This window comes from Bifidobacterium asteroides (assembly GCF_019469425.1).
Classification (GTDB): Bacteria; Actinomycetota; Actinomycetes; order Actinomycetales; family Bifidobacteriaceae; genus Bombiscardovia; species Bombiscardovia asteroides_I.
Genome location: NZ_CP048272.1, coordinates 1,302,274 through 1,319,431 on the forward strand (window position 1 = coordinate 1,302,274; position 17,158 = coordinate 1,319,431).

Annotated in this window: 14 protein-coding genes; 8 read left to right on the forward strand and 6 right to left on the reverse strand. The window is 64.3% G+C overall.

All coding sequences use genetic code 11. From position 1 onward, the window contains the following. Window positions 1-9 precede the first annotated feature (9 nt). A complete protein-coding gene (locus GYM67_RS05350) occupies window positions 10-630 on the reverse strand; it encodes a CarD family transcriptional regulator (RefSeq protein WP_220235957.1) in 621 nt (206 codons plus the stop codon). A 223-nt stretch (window positions 631-853) separates the two neighbouring features. On the opposite strand from GYM67_RS05350, the gene GYM67_RS05355 reads away from it, so the two are divergent. From GYM67_RS05355 to GYM67_RS05370, 4 genes are all read left to right on the forward strand, one after another. Next, the gene (locus GYM67_RS05355) at window positions 854-1,591 is read left to right on the forward strand and encodes a response regulator transcription factor (RefSeq protein ID WP_220235958.1); all 738 of its coding nucleotides are present in this window, start codon (window positions 854-856) and stop codon (window positions 1,589-1,591) included. A gap of 18 nt (window positions 1,592-1,609) precedes the next feature. Beyond that, window positions 1,610-2,740 (forward strand): sensor histidine kinase, encoded by a 1,131-nt coding sequence (locus GYM67_RS05360; protein WP_220237421.1) that lies wholly within the window; start codon window positions 1,610-1,612, stop codon window positions 2,738-2,740. A gap of 70 nt (window positions 2,741-2,810) precedes the next feature. After that, window positions 2,811-3,428: a LexA family protein gene (locus GYM67_RS05365; RefSeq protein WP_220235959.1), complete on the forward strand. Its 618-nt coding sequence runs from the start codon at window positions 2,811-2,813 to the stop codon at window positions 3,426-3,428. Continuing rightward, window positions 3,425-4,777, forward strand: coding sequence for a Y-family DNA polymerase (locus GYM67_RS05370; RefSeq protein ID WP_220235960.1), 1,353 nt, complete (start codon window positions 3,425-3,427; stop codon window positions 4,775-4,777). The genes GYM67_RS05365 and GYM67_RS05370 overlap by 4 nt, the downstream gene beginning before the upstream one ends. Here GYM67_RS05370 and GYM67_RS05375 read toward each other — a convergent pair. Together GYM67_RS05375 and GYM67_RS05380 are read right to left on the reverse strand one after the other, a co-directional pair. Continuing rightward, entirely contained in the window at window positions 4,774-5,553 is a 780-nt protein-coding gene (locus tag GYM67_RS05375; protein ID WP_220235961.1) for a ComF family protein, read from the reverse strand. The genes GYM67_RS05370 and GYM67_RS05375 overlap by 4 nt on opposite strands. A gap of 97 nt (window positions 5,554-5,650) precedes the next feature. Further along, entirely contained in the window at window positions 5,651-6,490 is an 840-nt protein-coding gene (locus GYM67_RS05380; protein ID WP_396019982.1) for an HAD-IIB family hydrolase, read from the reverse strand. A gap of 65 nt (window positions 6,491-6,555) precedes the next feature. Between GYM67_RS05380 and GYM67_RS05385 the strand changes: the two genes are divergently transcribed. Then, window positions 6,556-6,990, forward strand: a complete 435-nt coding sequence (locus tag GYM67_RS05385) for a metallopeptidase family protein (protein WP_220235962.1) — start codon at window positions 6,556-6,558, stop codon at window positions 6,988-6,990. 10 nt (window positions 6,991-7,000) lie between these two features. Here GYM67_RS05385 and GYM67_RS05390 read toward each other — a convergent pair whose 3' ends face one another. Genes GYM67_RS05390 through GYM67_RS05400 form a run of 3 tightly spaced genes read right to left on the reverse strand, consistent with a single transcriptional unit; the run spans window position 7,001 to window position 11,976 of the window. Next, complete coding sequence (locus GYM67_RS05390; protein WP_220235963.1) at window positions 7,001-8,524, reverse strand: DUF5719 family protein; 1,524 nt, start codon at window positions 8,522-8,524, stop codon at window positions 7,001-7,003. After that, window positions 8,521-11,661, reverse strand: a complete 3,141-nt coding sequence (locus GYM67_RS05395) for a glycosyltransferase (protein WP_220235964.1) — start codon at window positions 11,659-11,661, stop codon at window positions 8,521-8,523. Before GYM67_RS05395 ends, GYM67_RS05390 begins: the two co-directional genes overlap by 4 nt. A gap of 57 nt (window positions 11,662-11,718) precedes the next feature. Next, window positions 11,719-11,976: a WhiB family transcriptional regulator gene (locus GYM67_RS05400; protein ID WP_220237423.1), complete on the reverse strand. Its 258-nt coding sequence runs from the start codon at window positions 11,974-11,976 to the stop codon at window positions 11,719-11,721. 219 nt (window positions 11,977-12,195) lie between these two features. On the opposite strand from GYM67_RS05400, the gene GYM67_RS05405 reads away from it, so the two are divergent. The 3 genes from GYM67_RS05405 to GYM67_RS05415 all read left to right on the forward strand — a co-directional run bounded on the left by GYM67_RS05405 (window position 12,196) and on the right by GYM67_RS05415 (window position 17,116). Beyond that, window positions 12,196-13,746, forward strand: a complete 1,551-nt coding sequence (locus GYM67_RS05405) for an LCP family protein (RefSeq protein ID WP_258561447.1) — start codon at window positions 12,196-12,198, stop codon at window positions 13,744-13,746. Window positions 13,747-13,819: 73 nt separating this feature from the next. Beyond that, entirely contained in the window at window positions 13,820-15,073 is a 1,254-nt protein-coding gene (locus GYM67_RS05410) for an LCP family protein (RefSeq protein WP_258561448.1), read from the forward strand. 87 nt (window positions 15,074-15,160) lie between these two features. Next, on the forward strand, window positions 15,161-17,116 hold the full coding sequence (locus GYM67_RS05415; protein WP_220235965.1) for an FtsK/SpoIIIE domain-containing protein: 1,956 nt from the start codon (window positions 15,161-15,163) through the stop codon (window positions 17,114-17,116). The last annotated feature ends 42 nt before the right edge of the window (window positions 17,117-17,158 follow it).

The following is a 17,158-nucleotide window of genomic DNA, read 5'->3' on the forward strand; positions in this document are numbered from 1 at the left end:
GATCCGGCCTCAGCGCTTGCCCTTGGTCTTGGTCTTGCCCTTGGTCTTGGCGGCCTCCTGAGCCACCCGTGCCAGGGTCTTGGAAGCCGGCTCCTTGGGGGACTTGGTATGGTGCTTGTCGTCGCCGGGCATGGGCTCCGCATAGCCCAGGTTGACATCCAGCAGACGCTGGGCCTCGTCCTCGCCCAGTTTCTCGGACAAGGCGATCTCGGAGGTCAGGATCTTCCGGGCCTTGATCAGCATCCGCTTCTCGCCCGCCGACAGCCCGTGCTCGTCCACGTCGCGCTGGGAGAGGTCGCGCACCACCTCGGCGATCTTGTTAACCTCGCCGGTGGCGATCTTCTCCACATTCAGCTTGTAGCGGCGGGACCAGTTCATCTCCTTCTCCTCGACCACTGGAGTGCGCAGGATCTCGAAGACCTTAGCCACCGCCTTGGCGTCGACGATGTCCCTGACGCCCACCTTGGCCGCGTTCTCGACGGGGACGTTGATGACCAGCCCGTCAGAGGAGAGCACGGACAACTGCAGGTACTTGCGGGTGACGCCCTTGACAGTCCGTTCGGTGATGGCATCCACCCTGGCGGCCCCATGACGCGGATAGACGACCATGTCACCGACCTTGTAACCCATATATCCTCCAGAACGAGTCGATAAAATACCATATAATAATGTCATTGCGCATGGACTTGCCGACGGGGCTCAAATACGACGCGGTTCTCTGCGAGCACACTTCCCCTGGAGGCTCTGAAGACTATTCTGGAAGAAATGACGGTGGTGGAACGAATGCCGGCAAGGCTCCACCCCGCATGACGAGCATCGTTTTGCGGATCAGTGATCGAAGACAGAGGTAGGCATGATCAAAAACAAAAGCCGCTACACTACACCCAGCACCATCCTGGTGGTTGAGGACGAACCCACCCTGGCCACCGCCATCGCCCAGCGCATCACCGCCGAAGGGTGGACGGCCCGGGTGGCCTCGGATGGCGCCAGCGCCGTGCAGGCCGCATCCCAGATCAAACCCGACCTGGTCATCATGGACATCATGTTGCCCGTCATGGACGGACTGGAGGCCACCAAGCGGATCGTGGCCGAGCGGCCGGTGCCGGTGCTGATTCTGACCGCCAGGGACGACGAGGCCGACAAGGTGACCGGTCTAGGCGCCGGGGCTGACGACTACATGACCAAGCCCTTCTCCATGCGCGAGCTGATCGCCCGTTGCAAGGCCCTTCTGCGCCGGGTGGAACGGGCCAAGGTCATCGCCAAGAACTCCGAGAACGAGAAGGTGCTGGACTTCGGATCCCTGGTCATCGACCCAGCCCAGCGCATCGTGACCCTGCGCGGAGAACAAATCCACCTGACCCCCACCGAATTCGACCTGCTGGCCACGCTGGCCCGTCGACCCAAGTCCGTGCTCACCCGCGAGAAGCTGCTGGAGGAGGTCTGGGACTGGGTGGATGCCTCGGGCACCAGAACGGTGGACTCCCACGTCAAGGCTCTGCGCCACAAACTGGGTTCGCAGATGATCCGCACCGTGCACGGTGTGGGCTACGCCTTCGAGCCGCCCGAGGATCAGGAACAGGGACAGCGGTAGCGGCCGCGGATGCACGCCATGAGCAAGGACGGCAGAAGCCGGCGCAAGGGGCCCAGTCTGAGTGCGCGGGTGGACCGCGAACGGCCCATCGGAACCTTCGCCTCACTGAAGGTGGAGCTGAGCGTCCTGATCATCATCTCCACAGCCATCGCCTTCGTCATGGCCTGGTTCCTGCTGAAGATGGGCTGGAGCGGCTGGATTGCCATGCCGCTGACCTTGGTTGTGGCCCTGGGGATCACCTACTTCTTCTCTCGGGGGCTCACCGCTCCCCTGCGGCAGATGCGGGATGCGGCCGAGGCCATGGCCGACGGGGACTATACGGTCCGGGTCCATGCCACGACGACCAGCCATGACGAGGTGGGGCTCCTGGCCCAGTCCTTCAACGAGATGGCCGAGGAGCTCCAGCATGCCGACCAGATGCGCCGGGACATGGTGGCCAATGTCAGCCACGAGCTGCGCACCCCCGTCTCGGCCCTGCAGGCCATGGTGGAAAACATGGCGGACGGGGTGACCGAGCCCACGCCAGCCAACCTGGAGGGGATACTGGAGCAGACCCACCGGCTGTCCGACCTGATCGCCTTCCTGCTGGACCTGTCGAGGATGGAGGCCGGGGCGGCCAGCCTGCAGATCGAGGACTTCGACTTCGGCGACTTCATCGACGAGACCCTCCAACCTCTGGCCGTAGCAGACGCCGGGCACGCCCACGACATCCAAGTTGATCTGGAGAAGGGCCTGAGGATGGAGGGCGACCAGGACCGGCTGCGCCAGCTCTTCACCAATGTCATCAGCAATGCCCTGAAGCACTCGGCCGATGGCACCACGGTGCTGATCCAGGCCCACGAGGACCGGCAGCAGGAGGCCATAGTCACCAATGTGGTCAACTTCGGCTCGCAGATACCCCCTGAGGCCCGCACCGATATCTTCCGGCGCTTCGTCAAGGGCAAGGCCGGGCCTGGCACGGAGTCTGGCGGCACCGGGCTGGGGCTGTCCATCGCCCGCTGGGCGGCCCAGCTGCATGGGGGTCAGGTGCAGGTGGTGGACGATCCGCGCGGGGCGGACTTCGAGATCACCCTGCCCAAATATCACCGCGACCCAGACGAGGACGAGGGGGCCGGGAACCGCTCCGGCGGGCCCGACGCGCCGCATTGACGAGGAGGCCCACCTCGGCTCATAATGAAATCGAACATTTGTTCGAATGCCATCGAGTTCGAGGTGTGCCATGGTCGCTACCATTCATGGGTCGCCAGATGCGGCCCTTGCTTCCCTGCGGGAGTGCCGGGTCGATGCCCTGAGCCTCTTCCGGGAACACCCCAGCCCTGTCCCCCAGGCCTTGGAGGCTGTCCACGCCGGCTTCCCCTCAGTAGCCCAGGACTACTTCAGCGGCGACTTCAGCTTCGACCAGAACGTCATCGTTCACCCCGACTCCACCTTCATCATCCATGTGGCCGGCGATTCCATGACCGGCGCCGGCATCTTCGATGGGGACCTGCTGGTGGTCGACCGGTCCCTGGAGCCGCGCGAGGGGGACATTGTCATCGCCATCCTGGACGACGAGCTGCTGGTCAAGCGGCTGGCCAGGCGCAGGGGACGGACCATGCTGCGGGCCGAAAACCCCGCCTACCCCGACTTCATACCCCAGGAGGGCGAGGAGCTGGTCATCTGGGGGGTGGTCATTGGCAACTACCACTGGCAGCGGGTGGACGCCAGGGGCGAGTCACGGAACGGCTCTCCCCTGCCTCAGGTCACCTATCCCGGACATACTCCGCACGGACCCGGACGCACGGGAAGTCGAGACCGGAAGCCCGTCTATCCCTCCACGGGCTGGGGGTCGGCATGAGCGCACAGAGACCGGCCGATCCTGCACCCGGGACGGCTCTGACCAGTCAGGTGGTCCTGGCCGACGCCAACTCTTTCTTTGCCTCCTGCGAGGCCGTCTTCGACCCCTCCCTGGCTGACCGCCCTGTGGTCGTGCTGTCCAACAACGACGGCTGCGTGGTGGCCCGCAACCGCCCGGCCAAGGCCCTAGGCATCACCAACGGCACACCCTGGTTCACCATTCGTGAACGGGCCCTGCAGGACGGGGTGGTGGCCCGCAGCTCCAACTATGAGCTCTACGCCAGCCTTTCCAGGCGCATGATGGCCATCATGACCCATTTTCTGCCCAACCAGGAGGTCTACTCCATCGACGAATGCTTCATGGACAGCATCTGGAGTGACAAGCGCACCGTCGAAATCTGCCGGGAGCTGCGCGCCGCGGTCCTGCGGTCGACCGGCATTCCCGTCAGCGTGGGTGTGGCGCCCACCAAGACCTTGGCCAAGGTAGCCAACCACTGGGCCAAGGACCGTCCCTCGACCGAGGGAATCACCCTCTGGAGCCAGGTGGAGGCCCAGTATGGCGACCAGGCCCTGGCATCGGTGCCCGTCGACCAGGTCTGGGGGGTGGGCCGACGTCTGACCGGCAGGCTCATGGGCATGGGCATCACCACTGCCCTGGATCTGCGCGATGCCGATCCCTCGCTGATCCGTCACCGGTTCTCCGTCATGCTGCAGCGCACCGTGCTGGAATTGAGGGGACGGCCCTGCATCGAACCCGAGGCGGATGCCGCCAGGGGCGTGCGCACCGATCAGATTCTGTGCTCGCGCATGTTCTCCCACCCCGTCGAGGGCTACGCCACCCTGGCCCAGGCGGTGAGCATCTACGCCCAAAAGGCCTGCCGCCGTCTGCGTCGGCAGCACGGCCTGTGCGGCAGGGTGCGGGTCTTCTGCTCCACCAGCCCCTATGCGCCCCAGCAGTTCTGCGCAGCCAGCCGGACCGTCGTCCTGGAGGACCCCAGCGACGATCCCCTGGTCATCGCCGGCGCAGCCAGCCGGGCGCTCAAGGGCCGGGTGGATCCGCACGCCCGCTGGATCCGCGCCGGGGTAGTTCTGCTGGACCTGACCGATGCCGGCCACTTCCACACTCTGGAAGGCTTGGAAGCAGCCCGGGACACCCATGGTCTGGGGGATGTCCTGGAAGATGCCACCCGTCGTTTCGGCCCCTTCCGGATAGGCATAGGCTACGGAGGCATCCGCGGCCAGGGCCGGGGCGACGAGGACACAGGGGCCGACTGGGCCATGAACCGGGGCATGCTCTCCCCTCGGTCCACCACCCGCTGGGACGAGATGGCCGTGGCCCAAGCCCGCTAGACATCCTCATGGCCTGGTGGGACGGCCGCCAGAGCCAAGGCAGCCAGGGGCAGAGCGCCTGCGGTCTCCAGGGCACGAGCGCACTGGCGGATTGTGGATCCCGTGGTGATGATGTCGTCCACCACCAGAACAGGATGACCGGCCAGCCGCGAGGGATCCGCAACCGCGATCCGGCCCGTCAGCCGACGTGAACGGTTCCGGCGGCCGCCCGCCTGGACAGACCTGGTTTTTACGGAGTTCATGATCAGCGCCGGTTCCACCCGGACGTCCAGGCCCTGCCGCTGCAGGGCCTGGACCAGAGACAAAAGGATCGGCTGCAGATGAGCCCTCCCCCGTCTTCGCAAGGAGGCGGCCGAGGAGGGGGCGGAAACCACCAGGATCGCCTTCGCAGGCTTGGACCGAAGCAGAGGATCGATCAGCCTGGACAGGGCCGGAGCAAGATCGGCCAGAGCCTGGCCCAAGGGTCCATCCAAGGGTCGGTTGTCATGGTCCTTCCAGGCCAGAATGATCCGCCGTACGGGTCCACGATATGGAGCGCAGGCTAGGGCCTGGCCTAGGGCATAGGCGGGCGCAGGCACCGACAGGGGTCGGAAGAGCAGGGATCTGCAAGTGGGGCAGAGCGAGAGATCAGGGCGGTCACAGCCGGCGCAGGCTCGAGGAGCCAGCAGGCCCATGGCCGAGCCCGCCAAGGCCGAGGCTACAGCACAAACGGCCTGTCGGAGTCGGCCGGATGGCAATGAATGGTTGCGCATATCGTCTAGCCAACCCTCAGACATTGAGAATAGGCAAGCAGAAGAAAGCCATGTGCATGAACAGGCTATCTGTTCACAGAATCACTGTTCACAGACTCGTCAGCGGACAGGTTCAGCAGGTTCAAGCCAGGTCAGCCTCCAGAACCCGGATCAAGTCCAGGGCATCGGCAGGATTGTGCACACGCAGAGCCATGGCCCCGGCCAGAGCCGCCGGATAGTCGTTGCCGTCCGGATCCATCCGGTCACCCACGAAGGCGATCTGGCCGACATCCATGCCCAGTATCTTGGCCAGGGAGGTCATGGCATAGGCCTTGTCGATGCCCTTGGCTGAGATGTCCACGCTGGTAGAGCCGCCGGAGCGCACCTGCAGGTGGGGCAGGTCGGCGGCCACGGCCCGGGCCAGGGCATCCTTGCGGCTGTTGTCCGGATCCCAGGCCTCCTTGGCTGCCACGGGGGCCTGCTGACCCAGGGCCGAGAAGGTTATCTGACTGCCACGATCCTCGATGCGCGGCCCCCAGACCTGCTCCTCCCAGTCGCCCAGCTGCTTGGCCCTTCGCTCCAGACTGGCCCCGGCGGCCTGCCGGTCCTGGGCGCTCAGGTCGTGGGTGTAGATGCAATTCCAGCTTCCGTCCTGCCAGCGGTAGTAGCGGGTGCCGCTGGTGGGCATCAGATGCAGCTGGTCGAAACGGGTGTCGTCGGGCAGGGCATCCAGCACTTGGTCGCGAAACTGGCTGAACCGTCCGCCCGAGACGATGGCCACGGGCCGGAGCTGGGTCAGGGCGGCGAAATGGACGGCCATGGTCTGGTCCATGCGGGTCTTGGACAGCGCCAGGGTATTGTCCAGATCAAAGGCCAGCACCCGGGCCCGTGCGCAGATGGAACTTATGTCTTGGCTGCCCCACCAGGCCACGCTCACCGCACCGTCCTCCGCCATGATTGCTCCCATCCGCTTGTCGATCATCGCTCCATGCTACAAGACACCCTGAATCGAAACCGCCACCGAGTTGAGGGGCTATGGTGAGTGTCATGATCAACGATCAGCCGCCTTGGTCCCGCAGCGTCTATCGGGACAGTCATGGCCGGGGGACTCGTCGACCCACCTTCGGCACCCGTCTGCCCCGCTATCGCACCAGATGCGGTATCTTCGACGATCTGACCGCAGCCCAGATCCGGCGGCTGGGCGCCGGCTGGCCCCAGCTGGTCAAGCCTGTCCAATTCGCCGTCGAGGATGTGCCGCCCTCCGACCCCACCCCCTGGGAGGACAGGTCGGACCTGTTCTCACGCAGTTTCCCGGCGGGCCGCGGCATTCCCGCCAGGATCGTCCTGTACCGGATGCCCATCCAGAACAAAACCCGAGACCGCACCGAGCTGGAACTGATCATCCGCGATGAGCTGGTCTTGCAGCTGGCTGACCTTTACGGGCGCGACCCCGAGGAGATCGACCCCATGTGGGGACGCTGAAGGCCTAATCTCAGGGCAGGGCAGTTGGGTCGGGGCCGGAACGGATCACGGTGGTGGTGGGCATGAGCCCGTCAGGAGCCATGACCGCCAGGCCGGCCAGACCAGCCTGGTTGACTGCGTCCACACTCAGGCGGGCGTTCCAGATCAGCCGGGATGAGCCATGCCCAGAGTCCTCGTTCATCCGCACAGCGGCCACCTGGTCGCCCAGATCATGGATTGAAAGCTCATTGGCCCGACCCGCTTCTACAGTCAGCGAGCGCCCTCCCAATTTGTTGCCCTTCTCGTCGAATCCAACCAGTTCAGCCTTGATCGGATTCGCCGATGGGTTGACCAAGGTCAGCACGGCCTGGGCTGGCTGGGATATGGCCAGCGCCGAGGAGGCGGCAGCAGTCCCTGCAGGAATCAGAGCCAGATCCGACTGCGACTGGTCCTGACTGCCCTGGTCGGTCACCTGCAGGACCGCGCGAACAGGCCGGTCGGCATGCACCTGCAGAGCCAGCTTGCCATCGGGCACGCCACCCAGGTCCACCGCCGTGGCCTGAGAGCCCTGCAGATCCACCCGCCGCAGGGATTGCTGACCGCCTTCATCCACCCAGGACAGTTCCACCGCCGTGGCATGGGAACCTTGCAGCAGCAGGGTGGCCTGGTCTGCACCTCGCAGGCCGGGAATGACCAGATCACGGCCGGGAGCCGCCAGGGCAGTCACCTGATCCGAGCCGCGCGGATCGAGTCCAGACATGACATTGACGGAGACCGACATGGCCACCGGGGCCTGGGAGCTGCGGGCCCGGACATAGATGGCCTGCTGGCCAGGAGCCGCCGCAGACAGGTCATATGAAGCATGGCCGCCAGGTGCCACGGTAATGGTTTTTCCTGTTTCAAGTGACAGATGGCCCGAGGAGTGCGAACCCTGGACCTCAAGGCTGATTACCGTGGCCTTGGATGACGGGTTGTAGGCCACCAGCCGCTGGGTGATCCCTCTGCTGGTGGCGGGCAGCAGGAAGTCCGCATTCATGGCGGCCCGTGGGCAGGCCAGCGCCTGGATCCCCCGCAGATCGCCCTTGGTGGCCCAAGAGACCATGCCGACAGCAGCCCCCGTGCCCGGCTGGGACTTGAGCATCCGAGAGTCGAAAGCAGTAGCCGAAGCGCCAGGGTCTAGCGAGGCGGCCATGGCCTTCTGCCCGTCCAAGAGATCGGGATCAGTCACCATGGTGCGTTGCCCGCCCCCCATTGGAGTCAGGCTGGAACTACCGATGGACCCGAAAGCTGCAGCTGTGACACGGGAGCTCAGATCGCCCTCCGATGCCTTGAACTGGTCATCGCCTACCTTGTCCTCGTCCTCTACCGCCATGCGAGCCGGGCAGTAGGCCGCCACCTCCCGCTGGCTGACCCGGCTGGCCATGACTGTCGAGCCTCTGGCTCCATCGGCCAAGGAGGCCGGAGGCGTCCAGATCAACAGAGCGGCAATCAGGACCGCCACCGAGGGCGCCGTGACCAGAGCGGCCACCAGGGATCCTTTGCTTCGTGCACTCATAGTTGCTCCCTTCCGAAGCAGCTCGGACGCGGCAGAGCCACCAGGCAGTATCCCAGCAGGATCAAGCACAGGGCCCACAGCCAGACCCTCCTCCAGGTGCTGGCCTCTGCCCGACGGACCCCGGTCATATCAACGCCCGTGTCCTCGCCGGACTGTGAACTCAAACGGAAATAGGTTCCCTGGGCGTTGGCCACAACCTGCTGGGCGCCGTCACTGGCCGTGATGTTGGAAACCAGGTCATCGTTGGGCGTGGACCCCAAGCCCGCTGCCCCGGAACGGTCGACAGGCACATAGATCCCCCCGAAGCCCAGGTCGGTCACAGCGGCTACCGCCTTGGAGTCAGCATTGGCCATCAGAGCCGCCACCGAATGCGAGAGGACGTCCTCGCCGGTCATCTGCCCGCCGTCCACCCGCTGGGCACGCAGAGCAGGCGAGGCATCGATCAGCTCTCCGCGTGAGGTGTGCAGACCGCTGTAGGCCACGCGGCCATGGGAGGGCGAGGTCAGCACCAGCACCCGATGGGATGGATCCTTGTCCAGGTAGTCCACCGCCACAGCCGGAAGCTGCCGGCCGTCAGCGGACAGGGGCCCGCCGACAGGCGCCGCCAAACCGGCCACTGCCACGCCCGCAGTTACCAAGCCCAGGACCAGGCCCAGCAGGAGCCTCAAAACCCGTCCGCCATCATCGACCGAAACTGTTGATGTTGGGAAGGACTGCGCAGGAGGCAAGGGCGGGCGATCCGCATTGCCGTCAGAGGCCTGATCATGCCCAGGAGCCAGGGGCGAGAAAGGACGGACTGCCCTGCCAGCCAGAAGGCCCAGACAGGTCAGCAGCCCCATAAAGGCCATCATCATGCCAGGCAGGACCGAACCAGCCACTGGGCCGGTCTGGTCCAGACCAGTGCAAACCGCCTGCGAAACCAGCGCCAGAACCAGGCCCAGCAGGACCGTGATCCAAAGAATCCTGGCCGCCTTGAGCGCCCGAGGCACAACCAGGGCAATAAAAGCCAGTAGGGCCACCGTCAGCAAACAGCAGGCCAGCGCGGCCGGACGCCAGAGTTCAGGTCGCCACCTGATGGGCCATAGGGCTGAAACATCCAGGCCCAGCAGGCGGGTCAGCAGTTCCCCCAAGCTTCCGGTTCTGGGTCGGCCGGTCAGGTCAGCCGAAGGAATCATCAGGTCAGAGAACAACTGCCTCCAAAGCCCTTGACTGGCATGATGCAGGGAGTTGACCAAGGTGGGCGCCAGGGCCAGCACCGAAGGCAGGGGCATCAGCAGCAGCATGATCCGGTGGGAGGACACCAGGCAGATCGCCACAATGAAGAGCGGAATCATGGCCAGCATGAGCTGGGGTTCGGCTGCCAGGACCGGCAGGAAGCAGATGGAGGCCAGAGCCGCCTGCTGCACCGAGGCCTTGGGGCGCACGGGGGCCTCGGTCTGATACAGCCCCACAGCCTTGGAAACGAAGGCAAAGGCGGCAGGCATAAAGGCCATGACCGTCAGCATGGGCAGCTGCAGACCATCGACCATGCCCAGGGCGAATGCCAGGCAATCCCAGAGCAGCCCCAGCAGGACGCGGATTGGATTGGATCTGGTGACCACGCCGGCCAGGGCCCAGAAGGACAGAGCGGCCAGTCCCGTCTCCGTCAAGAGCATAAGGGCCATGGCCTGAGCCATATGACCGCCGGTCAGCAGAGCGAAAGGCAGGAGGACCAGAAGGAAGGGGGCAGGAACTGCGGGCTGCCCCACACCCCCCGCCCAGGACCATGAGGTGGTGGCTGCCGCCAGCAGACTGGACCAGTCGGCTCCTGACGAAGGCAGAGAGGGCGCGTGGACGGCCCCTCCCGAAAAGATGGCACGACAGAGGGGCCAGTGGGTGGCCACCAGGGCCACCAAGACCGCTATGGTCATCCCTGAAGCCCAGGCTAGGCGACGTAGGAACTGCTTGCGCAGATGAGCCAATGCCAGATGGCTGAGCATGGGATGCTCCTGCTGGTCGTGGAAGGCCTGCCTGCGCTGCCGCCACTGCCGGATCTGCTGACCGCTGGCCTGAAGAACATCCAATCGACGGGGACTGCCATGGCAGGCGGAAGTCAGGCGGCGACGCATGGTCAGCAACGCTGCAGGACGGGCCAGGATCCGCCAGGGTGCGCACAGACGGCAGAGGGCCCTGTAGGGCCGCTTGCCGATAAGATCCAGGGCCATGAACCACAGTGCCGCCAAGATCCGCCAGAGCCAGACCAACAGCCACCAAGGCAGGGCAAAATCGGTCAGCAGGTAACGCTCCCGAGCCAGCATGGGGCCCATAGAGGCATCCAAGCGGTGGTCGGGCTGCACCGGCCGTCCACTCCTATCGCGCAATCCGCTCACCCGGGCGCTGGCATGGGCCATCCGAGCACTGGGCACCACCACCACCCGTCCTCCTGACAGGCAGATGCGGCGGCAGAGATCGTCGGCTTGGCCGAAAGTGCCAGCCCAGGAGCCTGGTCCGCCCAGGTCCTTGATAGTCTGCATGGGCACCAGGACGCCGGCCAGGCTCACCGCAAAGACATCCTGGCGCGCGTCATACTGCTCCTGGTCGGGCTCACTGTCCACTACCAGGCTCACTGTTCGGTGATGGTAGGCATACCGACCCACGTCCCGCAGTCCCTCGCCCTGCCAGTCATACTGCTTGGCGCCCAGCAGGGAGGCAGTGGGATTGCTGTGCCAGGTGTCCACCAGCTTGTCCAGGCAATGATCATCCAGGGGACGGCAGTCGTCATGCAGAAGCCAAAGAGCGCGGATCCGACCAGGCAGACGGGCATAGCCAAGCGCCTTGTTCACGGCATCGCCGAATGAGGAGGCGCCTCGGGCGCGAACCACCTGCACCTCCACCCGCGCTGGCCCGTCCACCGGGAACTGCGCATAGAGAGGCTCCACAGTGGATCCCGAACAGTCCGCGATGATCAGAAGGCGTGGCAAGAGGCTCTGTCGCAAGAGGGCGCGCAGGGTGTCAGGCAAGTAGGTCAGGTCATGCTCGACAGTGATCACCGCCGCCACTGCATCCTCTACTTGAGGGCTGGCGGCGGACGAACATTCGTTCATGACTGCAGAGAGGACCTGCCGAACATCCTGGGCTTGAGGCGCGACGAAACTCATGCGTTCCAGTCTACGCAATCCAGGTCACCGGGTGCCTCGCTCGGGCAACTGGGCGATTCAGGCCTGACGCTGCGCGCGCATCCTCTTCTTGTAGCGGCGGCGCTCCCGTTCGCTCATGCCGCCCCAGATGCCAAAGCGCTCGTCGTGCTCGACCGCCCAGTCCAGGCACTGCTTTCGGACGGTGCAGTCGGCGCAGACCCGTTTGGCCTCCTGGGTGGAGCCTCCCTTGCCCGGGAAGAATGCTTCCGGGTCGGTCTGTGCACAAAGCGCCTCGCTTCGCCAGGATGGTCCGATGTTGACCTCGAACCATTGCATCAACGGCGTCAGCCTGTTTTTAGTTGTACTGCTGTATCGAGTGTCTACAAAACCACTCATAGCGACCCCCCAGTCCCTAGTGTGTTTACACACTTTTATTACAGCTGCTGCTGGGGTCTTTTGTCAACCCCCAGATGACTGCAAGCGCAACTGAGCAACACTTTGAGGGATTTGTATCGCCCAAGAGGAGCTGCGGATGGGGGTCAGACTATACTGTGATTGGTTCAAGCACGCGTCACCGCCATCCTGGTTCTTTCCGCCGGAATGGCCCCTATAGCGACAGCCGATGAGGAAGGCATACCATTGACGTCCCCAACCAGAAAGATGGGTCTGCCCAACATCAAGGCGGGCAGGAACGGCAAGCCCCAGCACAGCGACGGGTTCCGCAGCAGCCACTCCCTGCGCACGGGCATCTGTCTGGCCCTCACCTTCGTTCTTTGCTTCCTGGCCTCGACGGTGGCCGCCTTCTGGACAGACATCAACGGGCACATGCACGTGCTCGAGCCCATCAACCTGACCCAAGCCCACAAGGCCCCGGAAGACATCTATAAGGGCAAAACCCTGAATGTCCTGGTGCTGGGCCAGGACACCCGTGACGGTAAGGGCAATTCGGACGTTGGCGGCAGCGGGGACGGCCTGGAGGAAAACCACCAGTCTGACACGGCCATGGTGGTCCAGATCGCCGCCGATCGCTCCTATGTGAACGTGGTCTCCATCCCCAGGGACTCCATCGTGAACGCCCCGGCCTGCGTCACCAGCAAAGGCGAAACCATCCCGGCCCGCCGCCAGGTCATGTTCAACTCCATCTTCGCTGAGGGCTACAACCAAGGCGGCGATGCGAATTCGGCCGCCAGCTGCACCCTGGCTGCGGTCCGCTCCTTGACCGGCCTGGACATCCAGCAGTTCGTGGTGGCCGACTTCAATGGATTCAAATCCATCATCGATGCCCTGGGCGGGGTCGACGTATGCATCCCCAAGGACACCAAGGACAGCTACACAGGCATTGACCTAAAGCGCGGTCTGCACCATCTGGACGGGACCCAGGCAACCGAGTACGCCCGCATGCGCCATGGCACCGGTGCCGACGGATCGGACATCATGCGCACCACCCGCCAGCAGTACCTGATCAAGAGCCTGGTCAACGAGGCCAAGACCGTCGATATTTATTCAGACCTGCCCAAGGCCTACCGTCTGGCCACCACTTCCATGTCTACCCTGCAGCTGAGCGAGGGTCTGGGCAGCTTCCAGACCCTGCTGGGCCTGGGTAATTCGCTCAAACACATAGACGCCACGCACATCTACGCTCGGACTATACCGGTCAAGGAATGGTCCCAGGACCGGTACCGTGTTGTATGGACCGAGCAGGCCGAAACCATTTGGCACCTGCTGCGCCAGGACAAGCCATTGACCCAGGCCAATGAAGAAGCCGAGGCGGCTTCCTTGTCGAGCGCCTCCTCGTCGGATACATCCTCGTCGGAAAATCAGATCCAAGGCATCCAAAGGGCGCAGGGCAAGGCTGAAACCCGGAGCAGGAGCTCTGAAACAGAGTCCTCCACCCAGACTCCCTCTGCATCTGCCAATACTCTGCCCGATCCGGATCCGCGTACGGGACTGATTACCATGCCCGATAAGACCCTGATTGATCCGAGCACAGGCGGGATCGTCGACCCGAATGACGGGACCATTAAGGACGCGAACACCGGACAGTACATCGGCATGGCTGACCGCTACCTGTTCGCCACAGTCTGTGCGGTTCCAGCACAGAGATAGCCGATTAACTCACGTGGGTCGTTCAGGCATGCTATTGCTTGCCTAGTCGGTCTAAGTTATGGAGGTTGAAGGCATGCGGACTGGTTCAGGCCAAGGCGGACAAGAGCAGGAGCCACCAAGCTTCATGCCCTCCAGGCCTCGTCGTCTTGAAACTGCTCCTAGCGCTCCCGCCACCTCAGCCAGGCACAGCCGCAGACAGCAGGAACCTCCCAGCTTCTCGCCCTCCTCCTGGACCAACACGCCCCGAACAGTCAGACGCACCAGCGGCTCTTCACGAACCACGCCCAGGCCAGCGGCCCAGGCAGCTCCCAGCGGAAACAGCTGGGGCAACGGCGGCGGTCGAGGCAATCGGGGCATGCGGTCCAGCACTGCTCTGGCACATAAGCATCCAGTACGCAAGTTCGTAGGCACACTGCTCCTGGTCATCCTGCTGGCCCTGGTCCTACTGGCGGGCGGCGGATGGTTTTGGATCAATGCCAGGCTCAACCGCGAGCAAATGCTGACGGACGCCCCAGGCTCTGGAGCCACTACCTGGCTGCTGCTGGGGTCGGACCAGCGTGACGGCTCCCCAGGGGCCGGCCAGGACACCAGCATCACCGGTTTCCGGACCGACACCATCCTGGTGCTGACCAAGCCCCGGCACGGAGCTGCTTCCCTGATTTCCGTCCCCCGTGACTCCCTGGCCAAAGACGACGGGAGGTACATGAAGATCAACGCCGTGGCCTACACCTCGGGCTACCGATCCCTGACCAGTCAGATTGAGGGCATCACCGGCCATAAGGTCGACCATGTGGCCCTGATCCGCTTCGGAGGCCTCAGCAAGGTAGTCGATGCCATGGGGGGCGTCAATCTCTGCTATGACGCCGATGTCAACGACCCCAGATCAGGCATGGTCTGGTCCAAGGGCTGTCATCAGGCCGATGGCGGCATGGCCCTGGCCTTCACCCGAATGCGCTACTCGGATCCCAGGGGTGACTTCGGACGTGCCGAGCGGCAGCGTCAAGCCATCTCAGCCATCACATCCAAGGCTCTGCAGCCTGCAGTCCTGCTCAATCCAGTCACGGCCGGCAAGGTCCTTTCGGCGGGCCTGGATTCCCTGGTGGTGGATGAGCAAGCCAACGCCATAGACCTGGTGCGCATGATCCTGGCCTTCCGCAGCGCCAGCGGCCCAAAGGGAGTCACCGGAAGTCTGTATTGGACCAATCCCAACTACTTCCTCAACAGGCGAGTCGGCTCCACCGTTCTGCTGGATCAGGCCCGCAACACCGAACTGTTCGACCAGCTGGTCCAGGGCAGTCACGACCCGGGCACCGTCGGCGGCAACTGACGGCACCATCCGGCAGGCGCCGTCCACATTCGACCACATGCCAGGTTCGCCCTGGCATTCAGGCACCGGTCCTTTCATGCTGGAGGCATGACCAAGGCCCACTCGTTAGCATCTGCGCTCCATTCACCGGCGGCCGGCCAAGAGACCTCTAACGAGGTCGAGAGCGACCATCCGCGCTCTGCTAGCAAGAGCAGAGTCCAGCTCATTCTGACCCTAATTGCCCAAACGGCTCCGGCCCTGGCCCAGGCGGGCATGATCTGGTATGTGGTCGGCCAGGGCCGCTGGATGCTGCTCCTCCTTTTGCTGCCCAGCCTGACCGGCACCCTGGCCATGGTGCTTTTGAGCCTGCTGCGAGCATATCGTCAGCCACCGCTTGCTCCCCGTGGCCGCGCGCAACTGGAGTACGGCACAGCATCGGAACGTGCATCACCGTCGGGAACGGCAGAGAACCAGATCCGGCAAGACCTGGCTCAACTGGTTTCCGGCCCGGGCCCTCAGCTGGAGTCCCGACTGTTAGGATCAAGGACTCCGGGAGCACATTGTCTGCTCTGGCAGAGCATCGTCCATGCCTGGCTCGCCGCATCAGGTCCTACAGCGCCGGCAGTCATCGGCATCCGCCCTGATTGCCGTCCGCTGGTCATCGACCTGCCGCGTGACGGACCTCACGCCCTGGTGGCAGGCACCACCGGATCAGGCAAATCGGTCTTTCTGCAGACCTGGTGTCTGGCCCTGGCCGTCAGCCAGCCGCCGGACCGGCTCAACCTGGTCCTGCTGGACTTCAAGGGCGGTGCCGGGTTCGGCCTGCTGGCCCGACTGCCGCACACCGTGGGCTGCGTGACCAATCTGGATCTGGACCGGGCCGTGCGCGCACTGAACGGCCTTCAGCGGGAGCTGGAACGCCGCCAGCGCCTGGTTGCCGGAGCCGGGGTCGAGGACACTGCCCTTATGTCCGATCCGCCGGCGCGCCTAGTGGTGGTCATCGACGAGTTCCAGGCCCTGCGCCAACTCCTGCCTAACTATCTGGACAAGCTGACCTCTCTGGCCTCCCAGGGCAGGTCCCTGGGCATGAACCTGGTGACCTGCACCCAGCAGACCATGGGGCAGGTCAGCGCCCAGATGCGAGCCAACATGAACCTGGGCATCTGCCTGCGAGTGCGGGACCCCCTGCAGTCCAGGGAGCTGCTGGGCTCCTCCTGCGCGACGGCGATCGACCCTGCCCATCCTAGTCTGGGTTTTCTGGAGCAGGGTCGGGGCCCGCAAGCCTTCCGCACCTGCCCAGCGTCTGATCCGCAGGCCCTGGTGGAACAGGTCATCAAGGCCGGCCGCTTCTGCGGCAGCCGACCGCCAGCGCCGCTCTTCTCCCCTCCCCTGCCAGAGCATGATCCGGCCTGCGGAAAGATCATCTGGCAGTCGGAACGGCCTCTGATACCCTTGGGGCGCACCGACGACGGGGTCCTGCTCCATCTCTATCGCCTGCCGCTCAAAGGCCATACGGCTCTGATCGGAACCCGAGGCCGTGGCAAGAGCACCCTGCTGGTCCTGCTGGCTCGTTCCCTACTCGCCCTGATGCAGCCGGGAGCTCGACCAGAACCCAACTTCGACCTGCGCATCACGCGCCGGACAGGCCACGACTACAGCAGCCGGGACTTCCCAGGCCCGGTGCCAACACCGCCTAGAGGTCGTCGTCACAATGGCAGCCGAGGATTGGTCTGGATCCTTGACGATGCCCAGGACCTGCTGGATCCGCTCTGTCAGGATCCTCTGGCCACTCTCCTGCAGGAGGCTCTGGAGCAGGAGGGAACCACACTGGTTCTGGCCGTGGAGACGGCCAGCGCCCTGCGCAGACCTGAGCGTTTCAGCCGTCGTCTGGTGTTCCCCTGTGGCGAACGAGGGGCCGACCTGGCTGCTGGCATCCCCGCCGATCAGCTGGCCACCCTATCCTCCCGGGCCAGCGCCATTCCTGGACGGTGCCTGGTCCTGGAGGCAGGTCTCGCCATTCCGCTACAGGTGTTCTCTTTAGCCGTAAAACAAACGGACCCTTGAAAAAAGTCACCCATCGTGCTTATCTTGCATAAGGTAATGATA